Here is a 24,077-nt window from a genome sequence, read left to right as displayed (position 1 = left end):
TCAATTATCCCGTCGGATAACTAATTCACTATTTAGCTTAGAATGTTTATTATGGTAGAATTAAACAAAAAAGTTGAAGAATAAGAAAATCAGGATGAAAAGCATGGCTTGAGCAAGAAGTACAAGCTGCAGGTTATAATGGAATCAATGATGTGTTCTTAGGTGAATACATCGATGGACAATTACGTTTGACCGGTTATTCTAAATAAGAAAAGAGATAAAGATGGCAGATTTTACTAAGGTAAAAGAATGGATTAAAGATGCGGATGCAGTGATCGTTACTGCAGGTAATGGCATGGCTAAAGAAGAAGGATTGGACATCTTAAGTGAAGAAAACTTCGATGACCAGTTTGGCAAAATTGCCGACAAATACGATGTGCATACAATTGGGGATGCCCTTGATAAGAAATTCGAATCTTGGAGTGAACAATGGGGTTTTTGGAGTGAATTGGTGAATGAATATTCTCTTCAATACGAACCTGGTGAAACGATGCAAGCTTTAAAGAAACTTTTGCAAGATAAGGAATACTTTATTGCAACTAGTACTTTTGCTCACTTTTTTGAAAATGCTGGTTTTAATGAGAATCACATTTTCAATGTCTTTGGCGATTGGACCAGAATGCAATGTTCTAGTGGTATTAACCATGGACAAAAAGATGATCGTGAAGTAGTCAAAAAATTTTTAGTGAGTGAAGGTGAAGTGCCAAAATGTGAAGATTGCAACAGTCCAATGGAGTTGCACATGCCGCTTAATGCTAACTTCTTCCCTGATACAGATGCTAATACTCGTTTTCGTTGGTTTTTAACTGGTAATGAAGACAAGAAAGTTGTAGTTTTAGAGCTTGGCGTCGATGAGACTAGTCCACAGCTTCTTGATCCAATGGTTAAATTGGTAGAACAATTTCCAAATTGGAAGTATGTAGCAGCTGATTTGGCTGATGAAGACATGCCAGATGATTTGAAGAAGAGATCAGCAGGCTTTGCAACTAGCTCGCGTGATATGTTGATGAATTTAACTAAATAGGGTGAACGATGAGTATTTACGTAAAAAACGGGGTTTTGCATGTAGATGGTGCACAAGATAAACTCCGGCAAAAGGGACAAGAAAAACCAGACTTTTTGTCTAATTACACAATGCTTGATATTGAAACAACTGGTCTTAGTCCTTTCCGTGATCGGATTACCGAACTGGGTGGGGTAAAAGTGAGAAATGGTCAAATTGTTGATCAATACACTAATTTAGTAAAATTCTCTAAAAATAATAAAGTTCCTGCTTTTATTACTAAATTAAACGGAATTACTGAAGAACAGTTAGTTAATGAAGGAATTCCTGCAGAACAGGCAATTAAGGAATTTCGTGAGTTTATCAGTGATGACATCATTATTGGTTATAATGTTAACTTTGACTTGAACTTCTTATATGATCTTAGTCAAAAGTACAACTTGCCAGTTTTAAATAATGATTATGTCGATGTGCTTCGCCTAGCAAGAGTATATTATCCGCGCCAGCATAATCGTTTGATTGACTGCATGCAGCGTGCGGGAATTGCTCAAGTAGAACAGCACCACGGCTTGGCAGATTCTCTTGATACAATTAAGGTGTATAACGACTTTAATCAGCATTTTACGGAGGATTTATTAGAGCAGGCAATTGGCAAAATTAAGAATGTCGATTTAACTGGGGATGAAGTTGATTGTTACCAACTTGGGTTCCGTAATCCTGTTCAAGATAAAAATATTGTTTTATCTGGTAATTTACACATGTATCAGCACGATGCGGAAAAAATGATTAACAATATGGGTGGTCAACTTGATCAAAATGTAGAAAATACTACGAATTATTTGATTATGGGTGATCATGATTTCTTTAGAAAAGATAATGATGACTTGAATAGAGCGCGTTTATTGATTAAAGATGGGGCTAAGATTAAGCGTTTATCAGAGAGTTTCTTTTTATCAATGCTTGATGATTGGGCTCGTAGTTAAAAGCTATCTTGAAAAAAGATGGCTTTTTTCTTTTGTTCTATTGCAAACTGATGTTTGAATTAGTATTATTTCTTAATAAATGGAGGATTTTTATGGCAAGAAGAAAACGTAAAAAACAGGGGACAGTTCTGTCATCAGTTATTGTTCTGATAGCAATCGCATGGGGACTTTTTACTAAAGCTGGCGGCGATCCAAGTGGTAGTCAATTTTTGAAAGATTTTACCGGCAATCATGATGAACAGCATGTAACCAATACGATTGGGGATGCTTCTAAAGCGAATAAGGCTTATGGCGGATTGTCTGATGTTGATTATAAAAAGTTAGCTAATTTGAATTTTAAGAGCGGAGATAAAGCTTTTACTGTAGTGAATCACAACCGCTCAACTTTAGTGAAAAATTCATGGAAGGTTAATCGTGTAATTTATTCTAATCTTGATTCACTTAACCGAACCTCTCGCCCTAACACTGCATTTTTAGAAAAGCGCAATGTGGCTAATGATAGTTTGAGAGTACGGCAATTTGTAGAGCCCACTGGCTGGCACTATAATCGTAGAAATGGCACACAAATTTATAATCGCGGCCACTTAATTGCTTATTCTGTTTCAGCTGGTATTGATCAAGATGGTAATTACAATCCGCGTAATCAGTCAGGTGATCAGAATAACCCTAAGAATTTGTTTACTCAGTCTGCTTTTTCTAATCAAAAAATTCAGACAATTTTTGAAGCAAAGGTGCGTAAAGCATTACGTCAAAATAAGCGGGTAATTTACCAGGCAACCGCAATTTTTAGGGGCAATGAACTAATGGCACGAGGGGTAAATCTACAAGCTGTTTCTACTGATGGCTCATTAAATTTCAATGTTTATCTTTATAACGTGCAACCTGGCTATGAATTCAACTATAATAATGGCAGGGCTAAAGTTAATCAACAAATTCAGGTTAATGAATAGCAAAATTTGAATATAGATTAAAAAAGGAAGTACATGCATGAAAAAAGATAACTGTACCGCGATGCTTGTTGGTAAAGATGCTTCAATTGATGGCTCAACTATGATTGCTCGTGACGAAGATGGTTACGGCGGCATCAATGAAAAGCTTTTTGTTGTCAACAAAGCACGCCACTATGATGAAGACTACGTTTCAAAATACAATGGCTTTAAGATGCATCTTGAAGGTGATGGCTGCAAGTGGACTGCTGCTCCAACTGCAGACGGTTCAGAAGGTCGTTGGGATGAACAAGGTATTAACGAATATAACGTTGCCATGTCAGCTACCGAAACTGAAGCAACTAATGCACGTTGCTTAGGCCATGACCCACTCGTTGAAGATGGTATTAATGAAGATTCAATGGTTTATATCACCTTGCCATTTGTTAAGACTGCGCGTGAAGGGGTATTACGCTTAGGCCGTTTAATTGAAAAATATGGTACTGGTGAAACTAACGGAATTGCTTTTTCAGATAATAAAGAAGTTTGGTACCTTGAAACTGGTGCAGGTCACCAATGGGTAGCTGCTCGTGTGCCAGATGATTCTTACGCAATTTGTCCTAACATTATGGTGATTCAACACGTTGATTTTGATGATCCAGACAACTTTATGTATTCAGAAGGTATTCAAGAATTCGTTGAGAAGAATCATTTGAATAATAGTACTGATGGCAGTTTCTCATTTAGAGATATTTTTGGCACTAAGGATGAAGCTGATGCTTTCTACAACACCCCAAGAACCTGGTATGGTCAAAAGTTGTTTAACCCAAGTATTGAACAAGATCCAACTAGCCAAGAAATGCCATTTACTCGCGTTCCTGAAAAGAAGATTGGCGTTGAAGACGTGCAAAGATTTTTGACTAGTCACTACAACGGCACCCCATATGATCCAATGGATACTTTCTCATCCGGCACTGAAAAAGAACAAAAGATGTTTCGTTCAATCGCATTAGACAGAAACCAAGAATCAAGCATCTTGCAAATCAGAAACGATGTTCCAACTAAGATGGCTGCTATTCAATGGATCAACATGGGCTTTTACGCATACTCACCATATGTTCCTTTCTATACCAACATCGAAGATACGCCACTTAACTACAAGGTTGCCGAGCACATGGTTGATCCTGATAGCAGTGCTTACTGGCTTTACAAGACTTTGCAAGTAATCGTTGAACCACGTTACCACCAATACATTTATGAAGTAAATGCTTACCGTGACGATTGCCAAAGTTATGCTATTAGCCGTGTTGACGCTATTGATGAAAAAGCTAAAGATCTTGAAGATACAGAATTGATCAAGTACTTGACTAATGCCAATGATGAGACTGCTGGTGTGATTACCAAGAAGACTAAGAAGTTAATGAGTGATTTGGTAAGACAAGCATTAAACAGCTCTAAATATCAATTCGAACGCGGAGATAATTTATAAAAAATAGGTCATGTTCAACCATGACCTTTTTTGTTGTGTACCACAACATTTAGAAAACACGAACAAAAAAATAAAATATTATAACGCAAAGGCTTGAATACGAACAAAATCCGAATACTGAGAGAAATTTATTTCATCAACACTGAGAAACCACGAATTTTTTAACTGAATCATTTGTGCTTTTTGCCCTTTTAGCTTAGAATTAATAGAGAAATTTATAAACTTAAATCAATATATAGTGGTGTGTGAAACTTATGAATGATGATAAATTTGTTGAAGTAAAGAACCTTAAAAAGGTTTACGACAATGGTCACGAAGCAATCAAGGACGTTAGCTTCTCAGTTAAGAAAGGCGACCTTGTTTGTTTGCTTGGCCCTTCAGGTTGTGGTAAGACAACTATTTTGAACATGCTTGCTGGTTTACTTAACCCAACCAGCGGCGATATTCTCTTTGATAGCAAGTCTGTCGTAAACGTAGCTCCTAAAGATCGTCAAATCGGCTACGTTTTCCAGAACTACGCTTTATACCCACACATGACAGTCCTTCAAAATGTTATGTTTCCTTTAACTGTGGGCAAGCAAAAGATGCCTAAAGACAAGGCTAAGGAGATTGCAGAAAAGTACATGGAAACCACTCAAATCACTGAACTTGCCGACCAAAAGCCAGGTAACTTGTCAGGTGGTCAACAACAGCGTGTCGCAATTGCTCGTGCCTTGGTGCAACAACCTAAGATTTTGCTCATGGACGAACCATTGAGTAACCTTGATGCACGTCTTCGTTTGAAGATTCGTGAAGAAATCCGTAACTTGGTTAAGAAAGTGGGCATCACTACTTTATTTGTTACCCACGACCAAGAAGAAGCCTTATCCATTGGTGATAAAATCATCCTCTTCAACAATGGTGTGATCCAACAAGACGATATGGGTCAAAACTTCTACCTTGAACCAAATAACTACTTCGTTGCTAACTTCGTTGGTAACCCAGTAATCGATAACTTCAAGGTTAATGTCAAAGACGGCAAGATTACCGGCTCAGACTTTGAAATTAATGTAGATGATTTAGATAAAAGTCGCTTCAAGCGTGACTTGACTAATGGCGAATACACATTATCTGTTCGCCCTGAAAATATTTTGCCAGCCGAAACTGGCCATGTTTCAGCTAAGATCGACGACGTTGAATTGATCGGCCGTGAACGTATTTTGAAATTTACTCATGATGGCGTTCAAGCTCGTTCACTTGTTGACCTTGAAACCCCAATTAAGAGGGGAGACAACGTTAACTTAAAGATGCGCCTTGATCGCGTATTCCTCTTTACTAAGGAAGGAGAGCGTGTCTACTAATGAGGAGCAATCAAAAGAAGGCTTGGCTTTTTTTAGCGCCAACAATCATTTTTGTTACTTTCTTTAGTATTTACCCAATTTTACGGGCATTTGTAATGAGTTTCCAAAGCGGTCCATTAATCAATTTGAACTGGACTGGCTTTAGCAACTATCAATACATCTTTAGTGATCCCGAATTTTGGCGCGCAATTAGAAACACTATTCTTTATGCGCTAATTTCGGTGCCTGTAGCATTAGCTATTTCAATCATGCTCGCATGGTTTATTTTCAGTAAGGTAAAGCACAAGTCATTCTTTGAAACGACTTTCTTTATGCCTTACGTTACTTCAACCATTGCGATTGGCATCGTGTTCCGTTACATCTTTAATGGTGAATACGGGATGCTTAACTTCCTATTAAGAGCACTTCATTTGCCAGCTCCTAACTGGATTGATGATCCATCAATGTCACTGACAACCATCATTATCTTTGGTGTTTGGACATCACTTGCCTTTAACATCGTTATCTTGATGGGTGCTCTTCGTAACATTGATCCAAACTACTACACTATTGCCGATATGTACGGCGCAACCGGTACCGAAAGGTTCTGGCGTATTACTATGCCACAACTTGTACCAACGATCGCCTTCTTATTGACGATGAACATTATTGCGGCATTCAAGATTTATACTTCCGTATATGCATTGTTCAACGGACAAGCAGGTGTCGGAAACTCAGCTACAACGGCAGTGTTTTACATTTATAACAAATTCCAAATTGTAGGTACGCCAGGTGTAGCGATGGCCGCAACGGTAATTTTATTCCTCATCATTATGTTCGTAACCTTCTTACAACGTAAGATGATGAAAAAGATTGGGGGACGGTAAAAAATGAAGAAGATTCGTTGGGGTACTTTAGTTGCTTACATCGTTTTAGCAATCTTTGCGATTATTACTGTCTTTCCATTTGTTTACATGATTTTGGGCGGACTAATGAGTTTTAGAGAAACGACAACGATTCCGCCAACATTAATTCCTAAGCACTTTGAATGGTCAAACTATGCTAAGGTCTTTGCCCAAGCACCATTTGCTCGTTACTTTTTAAACACCTTTATTACGGCTAGTGTAACGACTATCGTAAGTTTGTTTAACGCACTTCTTGGTGCTTTTGCCATGGTTAACTTGAAGTTCAAGGGTAAGGGCGTTGTACAAGTCGTTCTTTTGTCACTCTTGATGGTGCCAGGTGAAGCAATCATCTTCACTAACTACAACACCATTGCCAGAATAGGCTTACTTAACACCTACATCGGTTTGGTATTACCATTCTTGACTTCAATTTTCTACATGTACTACTTACAAAGCTACTTCGGCTCAATTTCACAAACCATCTACAAGGCTGCGATGATTGACGGGGCTAGCGACTGGGAATACATCTGGAGAATTTTGGTACCAATGTCTAAAGGTGGTTTGTTCACTGTAGCGCTTTTGAGCTTCATTTCAGGCTGGAATTCATTCCTATGGCCATTATTGGTAACCAATGAAGACAGCATGAGACTGTTGAACAACGGTTTAACTTCATTTGCCTCAGATGCAGGTAGCGAAACGCAATTGCAATTAGCAGCTGCTACATTAACCGTTTTGCCAATCTTGATCTTATACTTCATCTTTAGAAAGCGAATTATTCGAGGAGTAGTACGTAATGACCTTAAAGGATAAAACAACCGTTACCTTTTATAACGGTTTAACCACAATTGGTGGACCAATGATCGAAGTGGCTTATAACAAGTCACACGTTCTGTTTGACTTAGGCGAAGTATATCGTCCTGAGTTAAAGCTGCCAGATGAAAGTTACCAAACTTTGATTAAAAATCAGTTGATTGGAGATGTGCCTAATTTTTACGATCCAAAAATTACGGGCAAGCCAATCGATACTGAACGCTGGGAACACTCTGCAGCTTACATTTCACACTTACACTTGGACCACAGCAAGGCCCTAAACTTGCTTGCACCTGAAATTTCACTTTATGCAGGTCCAATTACTGCTCATTTACTTCCTGCTTTGAATGAAAATGGCGACTTTCTTTTACCAGCCGCTGGACACGAGAAGAACTACACTCGTCCAATCATTGCGGCTGAGTATAAGAAACCGATCAAGGTGGGAGATATTACCTTGGAAATATATCCTAGTGACCACGATGCTTACGGTGCAACTGGCTTACTAGTTAAGACACCGGACAAGCAAATCGCCTACACTGGTGATATTCGTTTGCATGGCTACCACCCAGATTGGGTTCGTGCCTTCATGCAAGCGGCCAAAGCTAGCGATATGTTGATCATTGAGGGTACTGGCGTTTCTTGGCCAGAAGAAAAGCACGATGAAAGCAGCAAAGAATTCACTGGTCCTAAGAACGAAGTCGAGTTAACTGAAAAAATCGTTCGCTTGCAAAACGCCAACCCTGATCGCCAAATCACCTTTAACACTTACCCAACTAACGTGGAGCGTTTGCTTAGAATTGTTTCTGATTCTCCACGTAAGGTGGTTTTGCATGCTAAGCGTGCGCATTTGATTAAGGACAGTCTTAACGAAGATTATCCATATTACTACTTGCCAGAAGACAAGAAGTATTCTGATTTGAATCCAGAGCTTGAAGTCAGCTATGACGAGCTTTTGGCGGATAATCATAAATACTTGTGGCAAGCTGTAAGCGATTATGATAAGCTTCAAGTGGGCGGCCTTTACATCCACTCAAATGCAGAGCCATTGGGTGACTTTGACCCTGCCTACAAGCCATTTGTAGAGCAATTCGCTAAAAATAAAATTGAGTTCATTGCATTGCGTTGCTCAGGCCACGCCGATGAAAAAGAACTCAAAGAAATAATTGGTGGGATTCAGCCAGCTATTTTGGTACCGGTGCACACATTGCATCCGGAGCTGGAAGAGAATCCATTTGGAGAACGTATTTTACCTAAACGTGGTCAAACAGCCACGCTTTAGTAAAATTAAAGATTATTGTTGTTTAGTTTTATTTTTTAGGAGGATTTATCCAAATGAAGTTTAGTAAGAAACTTGCTATGGCTGCCGTTGCTGCTTTAGCCTTAGTAGGAACTGCCGCTTGTTCAAATGGCGGTAGCAACTCTTCATCAAGTTCATCAGAAAAGATTCCATCAAAGATTACTAAGAAGACTACAGTTGTCTTTTGGAACGCTATGCCTGGTGTACAAGGTTCTACTTTGAAGCAATTGACTAACGAATTCGAAAAGAAGAACCCAAAGATTAATGTTAAGTTGGAAAACCAAGGTGATTACAATGATTTGCAAGCTAAGATTAACTCAACTTTGCAATCACCAAATAACTTGCCAACTATCACCCAAGCATATCCAGGCTGGCTTTGGAATGCTGCACAAAACAAGATGCTTGTAAACATGACTCCATACATCAACAACAAGAATGTTGGTTGGGGTAGTGCTAAGGCATCCGGTATTAGAACCGAACTTCTTGACGGTGCTAAGATCAAGGGTACCCAATATGGTATTCCGTTTAACAAGTCAATCGAAACCTTGACTTACAACGCTGACATGTTCAAGAAGTATGGCATTAAGAAAGTTCCAACCACTATGGACGAACTTAAGCAAGTGTCAGAAACTATTTACAAGAAGAGTAACCACAAGGTTGTAGGTGCTGGTTTTGACTCACTTTCAAACTACTACACTCTTGGCTTGAAGAACGAAGGCGTTAACTTCTCAGACAAGGTTAACTTCAGTGGTGCTGCTTCAAAGAAAGTTATTAACTACTACGCAGATGGTATCAAGAAGGGTTACTTCAGAGTAGCTGGTTCAGAACACTACCTTTCAGGTCCATTTGCTAACGAAAAGGTTGCTATGTTCATCGGTACTTCAGCAGGTGAAGGTTTCGTTAAGCAAGGTGTAGGCAACAAGTTCACTTACGACGTTGCTCCACGTCCTGGCAAGTACACTATGCAACAAGGTACTGACATTTACATGTTCAACCACGCAACTGCCGATCAAAAGGCAGCCGCATTTAAGTACATTAAGTTCTTGGTATCTAAGTCAAGTCAACTTAAGTGGGCTAATGCCACTGGTTACATTCCAGTTAACGAAAGCGTTGTAACTTCAAACGAATACAAGAACAACAAGAGCACCAAGCTTCCTGCTAAACTTGAAGACTCAATGAAGCACTTGTACAGTGTTCCTGTTTCAAAGAACTCAAACGCTGCATACCAACAATTGAATAGCATTATGCAAAACATTTTGTCCGCAGCACAAAAGGGTCAAAATGTTAACAGCCAAATTAACGCTGGTAAGCAAAAGTTTGATGCTGCTTGGAAGCAATAAAACTAAATAGCAATTAATGTTAAAAGCAGACCGTGCTGGGTCTGCTTTTTTGATGGAAATAATAAGTTTGCAGTTCCTATGTGCTTAGAAAAAATGTTAACATTTAAGAAGCAAATAAAAAGTAGAGGTGAGCTGGTTGATTAGACAACAAAATTTCCCCGTACCAACAAAATATAAGTGGTACGACATCAACAACTTAAGTGAAGAAGATAGTGAGAAATTGCAAAGAGACTTCAATTTTACCCCGGATATTATTTCTTATATTTCCGACCGTCACGAACGTCCTCACTATGACTATGATGTGCATACGCATAGTCACCTGTTAGTTTATGATGTACCTATTTGGCCAACTAATACAATTAAACATTTCACTTCACACCCAATCACTTTCTTAGTTGTTGGTGAAAATGTCTTTACTTTCCATACGGAATCAACTAGCTATGTTTTTGATGAATTCAATGATGAACACATGCGTGAACGGCTTTCGGAGGCTAAAGATGTAACAGAGCTGTTAATGCTCTTCTTCCTTTATTCATCACAATATTTCCAGCGTGCTGTGACTCAATTGGATGTTGAGCGTAATAGTCTGGATCAGAAATTATCTGATGATATTAATAATAAAGATCTGGTTGAATTATCTAATATTGAAAAAAGTTTAGTTTATTTATCCAGTTCAATTCAGACAGATTTGATGATGCTTCACAGTTTGGACCATAGCAAATTAGACTTTACTAAAGATGCGCGTGAAAGACTTGATGACGTTCTCATTGAGTCAAGCCAGTCTGCAGAAATGGTTCAGATTTCACAACAAGTCACCAAGACGCTGTCGGCTACCTCAAATAACATGATGAACAATAACTTGAACGATACCATGAAATTTTTGACGGTCTGGTCACTGGTATTAACGATTCCAACTATTTTGACAGGGTTCTACGGAATGAATGTTAGTTTACCTATTTTAAAGAATTCGTTTGACTGGATTTTAATTATTGTCTTGATGGTCGTCTTAATGGTTTGGCTGGTCGTTTTGATGAAAAAGCATCACTTCTTTTAAAGAGGAAATCTTATGAAACATAAAATATTGGTAGGTTCGATTATTTCTACTCTGTTGGCATTCATCTTGTATACGAGCAACATGCGACGAGTTGAAAATGCACAATTGAAGATCGTGGGACCGACAACTAGCAAAGTTAAGAAAAGCAAAAAGAAAACTAAAGAGCCAAAAGTAAAAAAGGTTAAAGAACCTAAAGTTAATTCGATTGAATACTCGAATCATATTAAGGCTAAAAGCGGTAGTAATAAACAACTGGTTAAGTTGATTAAGAATGTGATGGGACTTGATGATAGTTATCAAGTTGCCGTGCAAGATTTGAATAATTCTAGTCGCTATGCCGTTGTATCTAATACTGCCAAAGCCCATGACGCTAAAGATGTCATGAAATTGTTCTTGTTGATTGCACTTTATGAACAAGAGCAAAAGGGTAAGATGGGATCTAAAACTGCTGTTAAAATTAAAAAAGCAGATAAAGCTAAGGGCGATGGCATGTTCCAAGTTAATATGGCTTATGGCCTTGCCTACTTGCGTGAAGCTATGTTGAAGAATAATAAGACGGCTTCCAATGCTTTGATAAGAGAAATTGGCATTAAAAATATTGAATCAGTTGCTAAAAGAATGGGAGCTGACCAGACTACTATTGCCAAGAACTTTAATGGCGATAATTATGGTAAAACTACTGCTAATGATTTAGCTAAAACCATGATTGGTCTTTATCAAGGACGGGTCTTGAATCGACAATATGCCAGCAGGGTCTTGAGTACTTTAGCTAAGTCAAAAGAGCGAATCAAGATGGTTAAAGGTATCACTGGTGGTGTCTATGCTACAGGTGATAATGATTTTGCTACGGCAATTGTTCAAGGCAGAGGAAATTACTGTATAGCTGTTTGGAGCAGCAACAATAAGAACTTTAATAAGTTAGAAAAGAATGTTAACACCTGGTTTGATAAAAAACATAAATAAGAAATAAAGATAATGAAGCTTGAAAAGGGCTTCATTATTTTTTTATTAGAAAAAGCATTTATTTACACATTGTAGATTGTAATCTTCAAATTGTAGTGATATATTATCTAGTATGCTAGGAAAAGGAGGGACGTTATGGTACAAAAGAGAAATCTTGATTTGGATAAAATAATTGATCAAGCAACTAAGTTGATTAGTGAAAAGGGGTTGAGTGCTACAACTTTACCAGCTTTGGCAAAGGCATTAAATGTGCGCTCGCAGTCGCTATATCATTATGTATCTGGTCGCAAGCAATTATTATCTTTAGTTGGTGCAAGGGAGATTAAAATTTTGCGGCATCAATTAATGGATGACTTGATTGGCTTGTCTGGCAGGGATGCATTGCTTAAGTTTGCTGATACGGTGCGGGATTTTTTATTGAGTGACCAGGCTTTATCAAGCATTTTGTATCACTTGAATGAATATCCCAAGGATGCGGCAATTAGCCAAGAAATTTTGGATCTGATCAAATTGGGCGAGAGGCTTAATTTTAGAAAAGAAAGTGCCATTTCGTTCCATGCTTTAATTGGCGCTGTATTGGGTTACGTTTTTTTGGATAATTCTTCTTCATTTGTTGATGAAACAAAGGATGAATCTAATCGTAATTATCATGAGATGATTCTGCGACTTGTAGAACCAGTACCTGAATTACAAATAGGAAGGAAATAGGAAAGTGCAGAAATTTCTGAAAAACCATGTTTTTTCTTTAATTGCATGGGTTTTGATATTGATAATTTCCATTTTTGCTTTGCCTAATATCAAGGAACTGACTAATGCCCACTCGGACATTACACTTCCAAGCAATGTACAAAGCAATGTGGCACAATCTATCAAAAACAATTGGGGTGCAAAAAAGAAGAACACCTATGAAGTAGCACTTGTTTTTAACAAGAAACACGGCAAGCTAACGGAGGCTGATAAAGCAGCCATCAACAATACGCTTGACAAGTTTACGAATGATAAACACAAGTATGGAATTAAGGATTCACTTCTTCCAGATTCCAATATTGCTACGAGAAAGAAGCTTCAATCAAAAGATGACACGACTTGGGTAGCGCAGTTTAATATCGCTAAGAGTCATGGCACGATTGAGGAAGTTTATAATCAAATGAACAGGGATGCCAAGACGCAAGGTCTTCGCACTTATGTAACTGGTGCTGATATTTTGCAACATGACTTCTCTGCTTCAATCCAGCAAGGAATTAAGAAGACTGAAGCTATTACCGTTGTATTTATTTTCATTGTTTTGGTAATTGTCTTTAAGTCACCAATTGTTCCGCTAATTTCATTATTGACAGTTGGGGTATCATTCCTTACTTCCTTCTCAATCGTTACAAACTTAGTTGAACATGCTAATTTCCCATTCTCAAACTTTACACAAGTGTTCATGGTTATCGTCCTCTTTGGTATTGGTACCGACTACAACATCTTGCTGTATGATAAATTTAAAGAGAATCTAGGGAAAGGGATGGACAAGTACAAAGCCTTACATGATGCGCTTTTCAAAGCTGGTAAGACTATCCTGTATTCTGGTTCATCAATTTTAATCGGATTTACCGCATTAAGTTTAGCTAAGTTCTCAGTTTACCAATCAGCCGTAGGTGTAGCGGTTGGTGTTGCAGTACTTTTGGTAGTGCTTTTAACACTCAACCCATTCTTCATGGCAGTTCTTGGTAAGAAAATGTTCTGGCCAGTTAAGAAATTCACTGGTGAAAGCGATGATAAACTTTGGCATGGAATTTCTGCTTCAACATTAAAGCATCCAATTATTTACTTAATTGTATTGGCTGTAGTTGTAGTTCCATTCATGTTAATGTACTCAGGACACTTGAATTACGATGATACTGATGAAATTGCAGATTCAGTTCCATCTAAGCAAGGTTTATTGGTAGTTCAAAAACACTTCTCAGAAGGTATGGCTGAACCATCATACTTGTACATTAAGAGTAAGCATCGTTTAGATAATGAAGAAAACTTGAAGTTAATTGATCAATTGACCAAGCAACTTCAAAACTCAAAAGATGTTTCATTTGCGACATCTGTAACTCAACCATATGGTGAACCAATTGATATGCTTTATGTAAACAATCAATTGAACACTGTTAACGACGGTGTTGATCAAGCTCGTTCTGGTTTGGGTAAATTAAGTAAAGGTTCTAACAAGGTGGCTAATGGTGCCAACAGCTTGAAGGATGGTGCAGATCAACTTCAAGATGGTACTAGTCGTCTTCAAAGTGGTGCACAACAATTAGTTGGTGGTACTAGTCGTTTGCAAAACGGTGCTCAACAATTACAGAGTGGTGCCGTTCGTTTACAAAACGGTTCAAATCAATTAGTTAGTGGTGCTACTCGTCTTGAAACTGGTGCTGGTCGTTTGGCTAGTGGTACTCACGCACTTCAAAGTGGTGCAAGCAGCTTACAAAGCGGTGCTAACAAGTTGCAAAATGGTGCTAATAGTTTACAAGCTGGTACCAAGACCTTGCAAAATGGTACCCAACAAATGGCTAACCAATTGCAACAATTGAGTACACAACTTTCTAACCAATTGAGTGGATCAAACAAGCAACAACTTGCTGCATTGCAAACTGCTTTGCCACAAATTAACAGCGGTATTCAACAATTGAATGCTGCTTTAGGCAACTCTGTTGACGTTTCATCTGCAACTAGTGGTTTAGCTGCTGTACAAAAACAAGCTGCTCAATTAGAAAGCAGCTTGAAGGAGTTGCAAAGTGCTGCTGGTAGTGTCGGTTCATCTGTAAGTCAAGCAGATGTTCAATTAGCAATTAGTGCTGCAGTTCAATCAGCTGTGAAAGACGTTCCAAGTGATCAAAAACAAGCTGCTCAGCAAGCAGCAACTGCAGCTGCAACCCAAGCGGTACAATCAGTTGTTCAAAAGGCTCAAGCTAGTGCTAATACTGATAAGTTAAAGTCAGCTATGCAAAATGCAACTCAAGCAGCTCAAGGTTTGCAAGGCTCGATGGCTGCAATGCAACAAAGTGATTTGATGACCCAACTTCAAAGTTTGAAGACTCAAGTGAATACTTTAGCTCAAGCTTCAAACCAAGCACTTCCAGGTGCCGCAACTGCTTTGAACCAATTAAGCTCAGGCTTAAGTCAAGTTCAATCAGCTGCTAGTGCAGGTGTTGCCGGTGCAAACAAGCTTAACTCAGGTGCTGCTGCTCTTAACAGTGGTGCAGGTCGCTTGAGTACTGGTCTTGGCAGTCTTGCAAGTGGTGCAGGTCGTCTTAACGCTGGAGTTGGCCAACTTAACAGTGGTGCAGGTCAACTTCAATCAGGCTTAGGTACCCTTGCCAACGGTGCAGGTACTCTTAACACTGGTCTTGGTACTCTTGCTAATGGTGCAGGTCAACTTAACTCAGGTGTTGGTCAATTAGCAAGCCAAGCTCCAGCTCTTATCTCAGGTATCGGTCAACTTAACAGTGGTGCCGGCCAACTCAGCATGGGTGCTGGCAAGTTAGCTGCTAAGGTTCCAGAACTTACTACTGGTATTGACACTGTAAACAGTGGTTTAGGTCAAGGTGAAACTTACTTGAAGGGCTTAGGCTCATCCGCTGCAGCAGATACCTTCTACATTCCAAAGGAATTCTTGAAGAATGAAATGTTCAAGAAGTCAATGGATGTATACCTCAGCCCTGACAAGAAGTCAGCTCAAATTATCGTAGTTTTCGATTCAAACCCAAGTGCAACTGAAGCTACTAACGAATCACAAGAATTGAGCGCAATGGCTAAGAAGACTTTCCAAGGTACTGCTCTTAAGAATGCTACTGTTGCTATGGGTGGTCAAAGTTCAAAGATTAAGGATACTAAGACAGTTGCTAGTGGCGACTTCCTTAGAACTGCCGCAATCATGTTAATCGGTATCGGCATTGCCTTAATGTTTGTAACTCACTCACTTCTTCAACCAGTTTACATTCTTGGTACTTTGCTTATCGCATACCTTTGCTCACTTTCAATCAACCAATGGATTGTTAAGGCTGTTCTTGGTAGAGACATGCTTTCATGGAACACACCATTCTTCAGCTTTATCATGTTGATTGCCTTAGGTGTTGACTACAGTATCTTCCTCATGACTCGTTATCGTGAACTTGAGACTGAGGGCTACACAACTCCAAGTTCAAGAATCTTGAAGGCATGTGCTATTATCGGTACTGTTGTTGTATCAGCTGCAATTATCTTGGGTGGTACTTTTGCAGCCTTGATCCCATCAGGTATTCCAACCTTGATCGAAGTTGCTTTAACTGTTGATGTTGGTTTGTTAATCTTGGTATTTATCTTGCCAATTACTTTATCAGCCGCAGTTAAATTGACTTATGAAGGCGTCAACTTTGGTAGGTTGTTTAAGAAAAACAATAAATAATAATTAATGAAAAAGACTCTACAAATCCTGTAGAGCCTTTTTTATGTCCATAAGTAAAGAATAATTAATTACTAATAAAATCCGCTCATATCGTCACTATTTGCCTTCATCTGCATGTTATAATTGTTGTTAAAGAACCAAGAAGAGAGGGCTTTATATGACTACGTGTCCAAATTGTGGTCAAGCAATTAATGAAAAGGATAATATTTGTCCAAATTGTGGTTTTAATTTAAAGAAGTACCGTGATAACTTTTTTACAGATCAACATATTAAGACTAAATATGAATCTGACGATGAGGGACAACAAATTATCAGCCGTGCCGCATATCGGGAAGAATTTTATCCTGAAAAGCAAAATACCACTGTTCAACGGATGATCGCATGGGTTAGAAAAAATGCAACTATAGTTTTTCTATTGGGTGTATTTCTGTTAATTTTGATGAGTTTTTCAAGAGCAGCCGGCTGGATTAGTTTTTTAGTCTTAATGATTTGGCTTTATATAGTTTGTGATCGTCAGGAAAAGATCGAGCAATATACAGCCGATAAACGATTAACGCAAAAAATTAATCAGATGGGATCTAAAGTTTTCAATCGGGTTGATAAACGTGAAGATCAAATAAAGAAACGTAACGCAGTTTTTGCACAAAACCATCCTCGCGTTGAAAATCAGGTGCGTGAAATAAAAAAGCAAAGACAGAATCGATTTAACTATGTGCAACTATCAGTTATTTTGACAGCATTAATTAGTTTGATTGTACTTTTTACTGATTCAGGTGCCGCTGTTTCAGCTGTCAGTTATACGCAAAAAATGTCGATCTCTAACGTGATTTTTAGCTTGGCAGGAAGACTATTGTCATCTGGTGCTACATCTGTTTATTCAATTGTGCTTTACCTAGTTTGGCTATTTTTATTCCTGTTCCCAATTTTTATTATTTACAACGTATTGAAAAATACGCGAGCTAGTCAGGTTTTAGCCTTTGTTTTATCGCTGATTGAGACGATCTTTTTAATCTATTTAATTTACAAATTATCAAGTTCTAGTCGTGCGGCAACTGGCGTCATGAGTCAGTTAACCAGTCAGTTGATTACTTATGCTGTGTCATTAGGTGCATCTGCATACTTCTTGATTTTATCAAGTGTGTTAACTACGGCTTTATCTGGATATAACTTATTTAAGAAAAAAGAAAAATAGTAAGAAAAAAAGGAGCGATCTGCTCCTTTTTTGTGTATTCAATTATTGATTATTTTTAGTAACATCGATAACTAAGTGTTCGTTGACAAAGGCCATCATGCCTAAGTCGCTTAATTCACGACCATAGCCAGATTTTTTAACACCGCCAAATGGCAATTCACCTGAAGTAATCCAGCGACCGTTGATAACCGTCATTCCAGTTTCGATTTGGGCAGCAACTTTTTTAGCGCGTTCAATATCACTACTAATAACTGATGAGCCTAAGCCATAACTTGAATCATTAGCTAATTCAATAGCTTCATCATCATCTTCAACTACATAGATCTCTGCAACAGGGCCAAATAATTCTTGATCAAAGATAGGGTTGTTTTTATCAATATTAGTTAAAATCATCGGTCTAAAGAATGAACCTTTAGCATCAATTTCTGGGTATTGGTAAAAGACTTTAGCACCGCCATCGATTGCTGATTGAACCTGCTTTTCTAATTTGGTCTTAGTTCTTTGTGAGTTTAATGGTGGCAGGGTTGTACTATCATCAAGTGGATCGCCAGCTTTTAATTCAGAGAAGATACTCTTTAAGTCGTCTAGAACTTCATCATAACGGGATTTTTCAACGATAATTCTCTTAGATGAAGTACATACTTGACCGCCATTATAAGTTCTAGCATCCCTTAAAACATTGCGTAATAATTTTGGATCAGCATCATCTAGTACGATAAAGGCATCATTACCGCCTAATTCCATTGTAGACTTCTTTAAGTTCTTGCCAGCTTCTTCAGCTACAGCACTACCGCCGCGCTCTGAACCAGTTAAGGCAACACCTTGAATGCGTGGATCAGCAATAATATTTGCCAATTGATCATAGCTAAGAAAGAGATTAATCAAACTTCCTTCTGGTGCACCAGCTCTTTTAATAATTTTAGCAATTAACGCAGCTGAGCTTGGAACATTATGAGCATGCTTAAGTAAAACTGGATTACCCACAACGAAGTTAGGAGCAAATATACGTACAACTTGATATACTGGGAAGTTCCATGGCTCACACGCCATGATTACACCAGTAGCTTGTTTTAGATAATATGCATTTCTTAAATCACTTTTAATCGGAGTAGGCTCAAGCATTGCAGCAGCGTTATCGGCATAATAATCACAAATAGAAGCACATAACTCGACTTCTTCTTTTGATTCACGCAGCACTTTCCCCATTTCCAGGGTCATCATCTTAGCTAATTCGTCTTCGTGCTCGCGAAAAGCATCAGCAATTTTATGTAAAAACTTAGCACGTTCACTTGGGTCTTCATGACGCCATTTTTTGTATAAAGTATGTGCTAGATTAATAGCTTCTTCTACTTGCTCAGCAGTAGGGTTATCATAGCTAGCAAATTCTTCGTTAGTGTATGGATTAATTGATTGATATTTAGACATTTTATTTTCTCCCGTTCAATTAAAAGTTTATCCGCATAAGCTCTGTTTTTATTATAAAACGTTTACACTAAAAACTCAGTTATTTTACATCGTCTAAATTTTTAATTAGCTTTCGAGCCTTGTTTAGCGTGATATTATTACGGTTGATACGGGCAAAAGCACAGGCGTCATGCAAGTGCTGGCTAATGATTTCTTTATTTTTATTTTGGGCTATATCATTGACACCTTGTTGCAAAAGAATTCTTGCCATGTAAAAAATTACGTGTTTTTCAGTTCCGATCTTGTAGGCATAACGCAAAAGTGAATTAGATTCTTTGTACATTTCGCGTTGACCATAGAATTCACTGGCATCGCATAAAATGGCAAGGGCATGCAAAGTGGTCAGTGGATTGTTGATTTCAACGCTTTTTATATTTTTGAGTACTTGGCTGTAATAATGCTCTGCTTTTTGCATTTCACCTTGGTTTGCATAAATCTGACTACAACCATTGAGTGCGAGCAAGCGATAGATATCGTTTTTAGGTAAATCTTTAGTTGTCAGAATATTATTGAAATAGAACAAGGCACTCATTTCGTTGCGATCACTTTTCAGAGCATATTGTCCCCGTAAAAATTGATAGTGTACCTGATCTTCTTTACGTTTAAGCGTATCTTCACTAACTTCGGACAATAAGCTCAAAATTTTAGTGTAGTCAAAGTTAATAAATGCAAAATCTGCATCAAATAATAGCTGCGTGATTCGTTGCTCATCACTACGGTTAATAATGTAGCCAACTTCAATGTGCAGACGATCGCATAACTGATTGAGAATTTTTAGGGAAGGTACTTGCCCATTATTTTCAAATTTACTTAAAGTTGATTGCGTACAGATGCCATGACAAAGATCAGTTTGTGATAGTTTCTGTGCTTTGCGTATTTGAATGAATTTTTTAATATCGATTATCATTATTTTTGTCTCTTAATTGTTTGATACAAAAAGTCGAGGGATTCATCAATGTAATCCTGACTATAATCCATGGCATGACCATGTCCTGGAATAACCAATAATTGAACGCCATGACTTTGCTTAGCTAAGAATTTAATAAAATCTAGCGTAGTGGATAATGGCGTCAGTTCATCTGCAGAGTTAATCATCATTAATTTATTTAAATTAGAAAAATCATATGATTGAGCATCAAGCTTTTGTAAAATATCAGATTTATCTGAGCCGGTATAAGTTAAAGTGAAGTATTTGTAAAAGGAGGCTCTAATTTGAGTAGGATCAGTGATACCAAAATCTTCTTTTGCTTGTGGTGAAGGTTTAACCTCCTGATGGTTTTTAATCCAATTAGTGTATTCAACAGGAGCAGACCAAGTTACAGTTGGAAAGCCATACTTACCAGCTACGTATAATGCCATTGTCCCGCCGACGCTAGCACCGATCTGGACTATATTTTTGATATCATCATTATCAGTGTAATCAGAGTCTAATAGCCAATCGACAAAATGAAGTGCATCATCATGAGCAGCTGGGAAATGAGCAGCTGGAGCTAAGCTATAGTTAGGAATAAAAGTCATGAAACCTGCATTAGCTAAATTAATGCCGATCTTTTTAACGTCTTTTTTATCTCCGCGGAACCAGCCGCCACCATGCCAAAAGATTAAAATTTTAGTCTCAGAAGTTGTATCATTTGGGTAGTAGATATCAGCTCCTAATTTTTTATTCTCGTCATAAATAATATTATTTTTAATGACAACCATGATTTGTGTTCCTTTCATTTGTACTATCAAGAATATTATATATTAATTAAAAAGCAGATAAGTTAATAAAGTCTTTTTTAGTTTTTTGATAGAATTAGTGTATTAAAGTTCTGAAAGAAGGCGAAAAAGATGCATCATTTGTCAGCTAAGGCGAGTCGAAAATTAATTAATATTGCTACAGTGGTTTGCGGATTAGTAATTATTCTGTTGGTCATCTATTGGTATCGATTAGGGATATTTACTGATCAAGATAAGATGCGTGCTTATTTAGCCAATAAACAAATTGTGGGACCGATTATTTTCGTATTGATCCAGATTGTTCAGGTGGTAATTCCTATTATTCCAGGTGGTGTGTCGCTACTAGGCGGAGTAGTCTTTTTTGGACCAATTGCCGGTTTTATCTATAATTATGTCGGAATTTGTATTGGTTCGATTATTAACTTCTTTTTGGCACGGCACTATGGTCGTCCATTCATTTTGCATATTGTGTCGGAAAAAACGTTAGACAAATATATGAAGTGGACTGAAAATCAGAAGAAGTTTAATTGGTTCTTTGCCATCTGTATTGTTGCACCTGCTGCGCCTGATGATGTGCTTTGTTTGCTTGCGGGCTTAACTAAAATGAAGTTCTGGACTTATTTTTGGATAATTGTTTTAGGAAAGCCATGGACAATTATTGCTTATAGCTTTGGCTTGCAGTATGGTGCCGAATGGCTGCTGAAGTTGATGGGTAAATAATGCTGGAATCAAAGAGAATATATTTAAGAAGATTTGAAGAAAAAGATGCAGAACAATTATTGAAGTGGGGCAGAAATGCCCGCTATCATAATCTGGCTGCCTTTGAGAATTATCAAAATATAGAAGAAGCCCAGCGGGGCGTAGAGCAGTATATGGCCCGTCCAGAGAGCTATATTATTTGTCTGCGTCAAAATGATCAGACGATTGGCTTGATTGAATTATATGAACGTGGTTTAGATGAACAAAGCGGCTTATTAAAAACAAAAGAAGTTGGCTTTTTGCTAGATCAAGCTTTTGAAGGCCATGGTTATATGACGGAAGCGCTGCGTTTAATTTTAAATTATGCTTTTAAAAAGAAACGACAAAAAGAAATTTGGGCAGGCACTTTTGTAAATAATGAAAAGTCGCAGAAACTGTTGGAAAAACTAGGATTTCAGTATGTTTATACCGTAGATTATTCGCAGATTAGTACACTTTTTTCGTATCAAGAAAAATATTATTTGCTCAAACAAGCAGAATGGCTTAAAATAGACGCAAACATGAAATCCTAAGACTGCTTCAGAGAGTTCACGGTTGGTGCGAGTGAATGGATGTCGTTTCCAGATTTCGTTAAGATGGGCAATTAATAGTTGCACGGTTTGGCGTCGTTATCCGTCTATTAAGAGGTGCAGTCTATATTAGACTGAAGATGGGTGGTACCGCGAAGCTGTGTAAGAGCCGATTCGTCCCAAGCAAGGGATGAGTCGGCTCTTTTTTTGCATTATGGAGGTTTTTTAATGCTTGATATTAAGGTGATTCGTGAGAATCTCGATTGGTCAAAGAAAAAGTTAGCTACACGTGGCATTAAGCCAGAAGAATTGGATGAATTGGTAGAAATCGATGCTAAGCGTCGTAAGGATTTAACCAAGAGTGAACAATTAAAGGCTAAGCGTAATGACGTTTCTAAGCAAATTGCTGAAAAGAAGCGCAACAAAGAAGACGCAAGTGATGCTATTCAAGCTATGCGTGAAGTAGGTAAGGAAATCAAGGATTTAGATAAAGAAGTTGCTGAATTAACTGAAAAGCAAAACTACATTTTGCTTAGATTGCCTAACTTCCCAGCAGATTCAGATCCAATCGGCCCTGATGATAGCTACAACGAAGAAGTTCGTAAGTGGGATGAACCAACTAAGTTCAACTTCAAGCCAAAAGCTCACTGGGACATTGGTACTGACCTTGGTATTTTAGACTGGGATCGTGCTTCTAAAGTTTCAGGTGCACGTTTTGTTTACTACATTGGTGCAGGTGCACTTTTGGAACGTGCTGTCTTTAATTTCTTCCTTGATGAAAACACTAAGGATGGCTACACCGAAGTTATTCCACCATACCTTGTTAACGATGCATCAATGCAAGGTACAGGTCAATTCCCTAAATTCCACGAAGATGTTTACACTATCGTAGATAACGACGATCCAGATAAGCCACGTGATTTGACTTTGATTCCAACTGCTGAAGTTCCTTTGGTAAACTATTTTAGAAATGAAATCATTCATGAAAACAAGTTGCCAATCAACGTAACTGCTTTATCACCAGCATTTAGAAGTGAAGCAGGTTCAGCTGGTCGTGATACTCGTGGTTTAATCAGAATGCACGAATTCCGCAAGGTTGAAATGGTTAAGGTATGTAAGCCTGATGAGTCATGGGATGAACTTGAAAAGTTAACTCACAATGCCGAACACTTATTGCAAAAGTTGGGCTTGCCATACCACGTAGTTGCTTTGTCAACTGGGGATGCAAGTTTCACTAGTGCAAAGACTTACGACCTTGAAGTTTGGATGCCTGCACAAGACAAGTATCGTGAAATTTCAAGTTGTTCTAACTGTACTGACTTCCAAGCTCGTCGTGCACAAATTCGTTACCGTGACGAAGATGGCAAGCTTCACTTAGCACACACTTTGAACGGTTCTGGTTTAGCTGTAGGTAGAGCAGTAGCTGCAATTTTGGAAAACTACCAAAATGAAGATGGCTCAGTAACTGTTCCTGATGTTCTTGTACCATACATGAATGGTATGAAGAAGATTACTAAAGAATCAAGTTTGATTTAGTAGAAGAAAATAATTAGAAAAAGGCCTAAGAATTAGCGTTCTTGGGTCTTTTTGTTCGCCCTGAAATAGCAAAAATGCAAAAAATCAAAATTTTTTTGAAAAAATTTTGATGAATTTAAAACTAAAATACAGCAAAAGACGAACTATTTATTTGAAAAGTAATTAAATTAACAAGATATATGAGATTTGAAAAAGACAATATAAATAGTAATTGTTACAACGTTACCTAGCGTTTCATGTTTAATTCGAACAAAAACTAGGATTTGACGAATAAGGATTGACCGTGTAATATATTTAACTGTCGTCGGGTGATAAAGAAATCGCCTGATGATGAAAAAAACAAATCAAAAAAGTTCTTGACAAAGGATTTGAGATTTGATAAAATATAAAAG

At 37.9% G+C, this 24,077-nt stretch carries 20 protein-coding genes; 17 read left to right on the top strand and 3 right to left on the bottom strand.

Annotation, left to right across the window (positions count from 1 at the left end; genetic code table 11):
- Positions 1-223: 223 nt before the first annotated feature.
- The 14 genes from FC37_RS02950 (at position 224) to FC37_RS02885 (ending at position 17,698) form a co-directional block, all read left to right on the top strand.
- Positions 224-1,024, top strand: coding sequence for an SIR2 family NAD-dependent protein deacylase (locus tag FC37_RS02950; protein ID WP_025006293.1), 801 nt, complete (start codon positions 224-226; stop codon positions 1,022-1,024).
- Positions 1,025-1,032: 8 nt separating this feature from the next.
- Complete coding sequence (locus FC37_RS02945) at positions 1,033-1,986, top strand: exonuclease domain-containing protein (protein WP_025006294.1); 954 nt, start codon at positions 1,033-1,035, stop codon at positions 1,984-1,986.
- Between the two features lie 92 nt (positions 1,987-2,078).
- Positions 2,079-2,936: a DNA/RNA non-specific endonuclease gene (locus tag FC37_RS02940; RefSeq protein WP_056945475.1), complete on the top strand. Its 858-nt coding sequence runs from the start codon at positions 2,079-2,081 to the stop codon at positions 2,934-2,936.
- Positions 2,937-2,973: 37 nt separating this feature from the next.
- Positions 2,974-4,401: a C69 family dipeptidase gene (locus FC37_RS02935; RefSeq protein WP_025006295.1), complete on the top strand. Its 1,428-nt coding sequence runs from the start codon at positions 2,974-2,976 to the stop codon at positions 4,399-4,401.
- A gap of 254 nt (positions 4,402-4,655) precedes the next feature.
- A complete protein-coding gene (locus tag FC37_RS02930; protein ID WP_025006296.1) occupies positions 4,656-5,741 on the top strand; it encodes an ABC transporter ATP-binding protein in 1,086 nt (361 codons plus the stop codon).
- Positions 5,741-6,607 carry a carbohydrate ABC transporter permease gene (locus FC37_RS02925; RefSeq protein WP_025006297.1) on the top strand — a complete coding sequence of 289 codons (867 nt, stop codon included), beginning with the start codon at positions 5,741-5,743 and terminating at the stop codon, positions 6,605-6,607. Before FC37_RS02930 ends, FC37_RS02925 begins: the two co-directional genes overlap by 1 nt.
- 3 nt (positions 6,608-6,610) lie before the next feature.
- A complete protein-coding gene (locus FC37_RS02920; protein WP_025006298.1) occupies positions 6,611-7,435 on the top strand; it encodes a carbohydrate ABC transporter permease in 825 nt (274 codons plus the stop codon).
- The gene (locus tag FC37_RS02915; protein WP_056945474.1) at positions 7,419-8,714 is read left to right on the top strand and encodes an MBL fold metallo-hydrolase; all 1,296 of its coding nucleotides are present in this window, start codon (positions 7,419-7,421) and stop codon (positions 8,712-8,714) included. The genes FC37_RS02920 and FC37_RS02915 overlap by 17 nt, the downstream gene beginning before the upstream one ends.
- 53 nt (positions 8,715-8,767) lie before the next feature.
- A complete protein-coding gene (locus FC37_RS02910; protein ID WP_056945473.1) occupies positions 8,768-10,072 on the top strand; it encodes an extracellular solute-binding protein in 1,305 nt (434 codons plus the stop codon).
- A gap of 136 nt (positions 10,073-10,208) precedes the next feature.
- Positions 10,209-11,126, top strand: a complete 918-nt coding sequence (locus FC37_RS02905; protein ID WP_056945472.1) for a magnesium transporter CorA family protein — start codon at positions 10,209-10,211, stop codon at positions 11,124-11,126.
- A 12-nt stretch (positions 11,127-11,138) separates the two neighbouring features.
- A complete protein-coding gene (locus FC37_RS02900; RefSeq protein WP_025006299.1) occupies positions 11,139-12,089 on the top strand; it encodes a serine hydrolase in 951 nt (316 codons plus the stop codon).
- Positions 12,090-12,224: 135 nt separating this feature from the next.
- On the top strand, positions 12,225-12,797 hold the full coding sequence (locus FC37_RS02895; RefSeq protein WP_025006300.1) for a TetR/AcrR family transcriptional regulator: 573 nt from the start codon (positions 12,225-12,227) through the stop codon (positions 12,795-12,797).
- A 4-nt stretch (positions 12,798-12,801) separates the two neighbouring features.
- Complete coding sequence (locus FC37_RS02890; protein ID WP_025006301.1) at positions 12,802-16,506, top strand: MMPL family transporter; 3,705 nt, start codon at positions 12,802-12,804, stop codon at positions 16,504-16,506.
- A 157-nt stretch (positions 16,507-16,663) separates the two neighbouring features.
- Entirely contained in the window at positions 16,664-17,698 is a 1,035-nt protein-coding gene (locus FC37_RS02885) for a zinc ribbon domain-containing protein (RefSeq protein ID WP_025006302.1), read from the top strand.
- A 42-nt stretch (positions 17,699-17,740) separates the two neighbouring features.
- Here FC37_RS02885 and FC37_RS02880 read toward each other — a convergent pair whose 3' ends face one another.
- From FC37_RS02880 to FC37_RS02870, 3 genes are all read right to left on the bottom strand, one after another.
- On the bottom strand, positions 17,741-19,123 hold the full coding sequence (locus FC37_RS02880) for an NAD-dependent succinate-semialdehyde dehydrogenase (RefSeq protein WP_056945471.1): 1,383 nt from the start codon (positions 19,121-19,123) through the stop codon (positions 17,741-17,743).
- Positions 19,124-19,202: 79 nt separating this feature from the next.
- On the bottom strand, positions 19,203-20,066 hold the full coding sequence (locus tag FC37_RS02875) for a helix-turn-helix domain-containing protein (RefSeq protein ID WP_025006303.1): 864 nt from the start codon (positions 20,064-20,066) through the stop codon (positions 19,203-19,205).
- Positions 20,067-20,068: 2 nt separating this feature from the next.
- Positions 20,069-20,863, bottom strand: coding sequence for an alpha/beta hydrolase family protein (locus FC37_RS02870; protein WP_025006304.1), 795 nt, complete (start codon positions 20,861-20,863; stop codon positions 20,069-20,071).
- A 129-nt stretch (positions 20,864-20,992) separates the two neighbouring features.
- Between FC37_RS02870 and FC37_RS02865 the strand changes: the two genes are divergently transcribed.
- The 3 genes from FC37_RS02865 (at position 20,993) to serS (ending at position 23,685) form a co-directional block, all read left to right on the top strand.
- Positions 20,993-21,601 carry a TVP38/TMEM64 family protein gene (locus FC37_RS02865; RefSeq protein WP_025006305.1) on the top strand — a complete coding sequence of 203 codons (609 nt, stop codon included), beginning with the start codon at positions 20,993-20,995 and terminating at the stop codon, positions 21,599-21,601.
- Positions 21,601-22,152 (top strand): GNAT family N-acetyltransferase, encoded by a 552-nt coding sequence (locus FC37_RS02860; protein ID WP_025006306.1) that lies wholly within the window; start codon positions 21,601-21,603, stop codon positions 22,150-22,152. Before FC37_RS02865 ends, FC37_RS02860 begins: the two co-directional genes overlap by 1 nt.
- A 225-nt stretch (positions 22,153-22,377) precedes the next feature.
- Complete coding sequence (gene serS, locus FC37_RS02855; protein ID WP_025006307.1) at positions 22,378-23,685, top strand: serine--tRNA ligase; 1,308 nt, start codon at positions 22,378-22,380, stop codon at positions 23,683-23,685.
- Positions 23,686-24,077: the final 392 nt, after the last annotated feature.

The organism is Lactobacillus gallinarum DSM 10532 = JCM 2011, from assembly GCF_001434975.1.
Taxonomy (GTDB): Bacteria; Bacillota; Bacilli; order Lactobacillales; family Lactobacillaceae; genus Lactobacillus; species Lactobacillus gallinarum.
The sequence above is the reverse complement of the archived record's forward strand: the minus strand, read 5'-3'. Positions and strand labels throughout refer to the sequence as shown.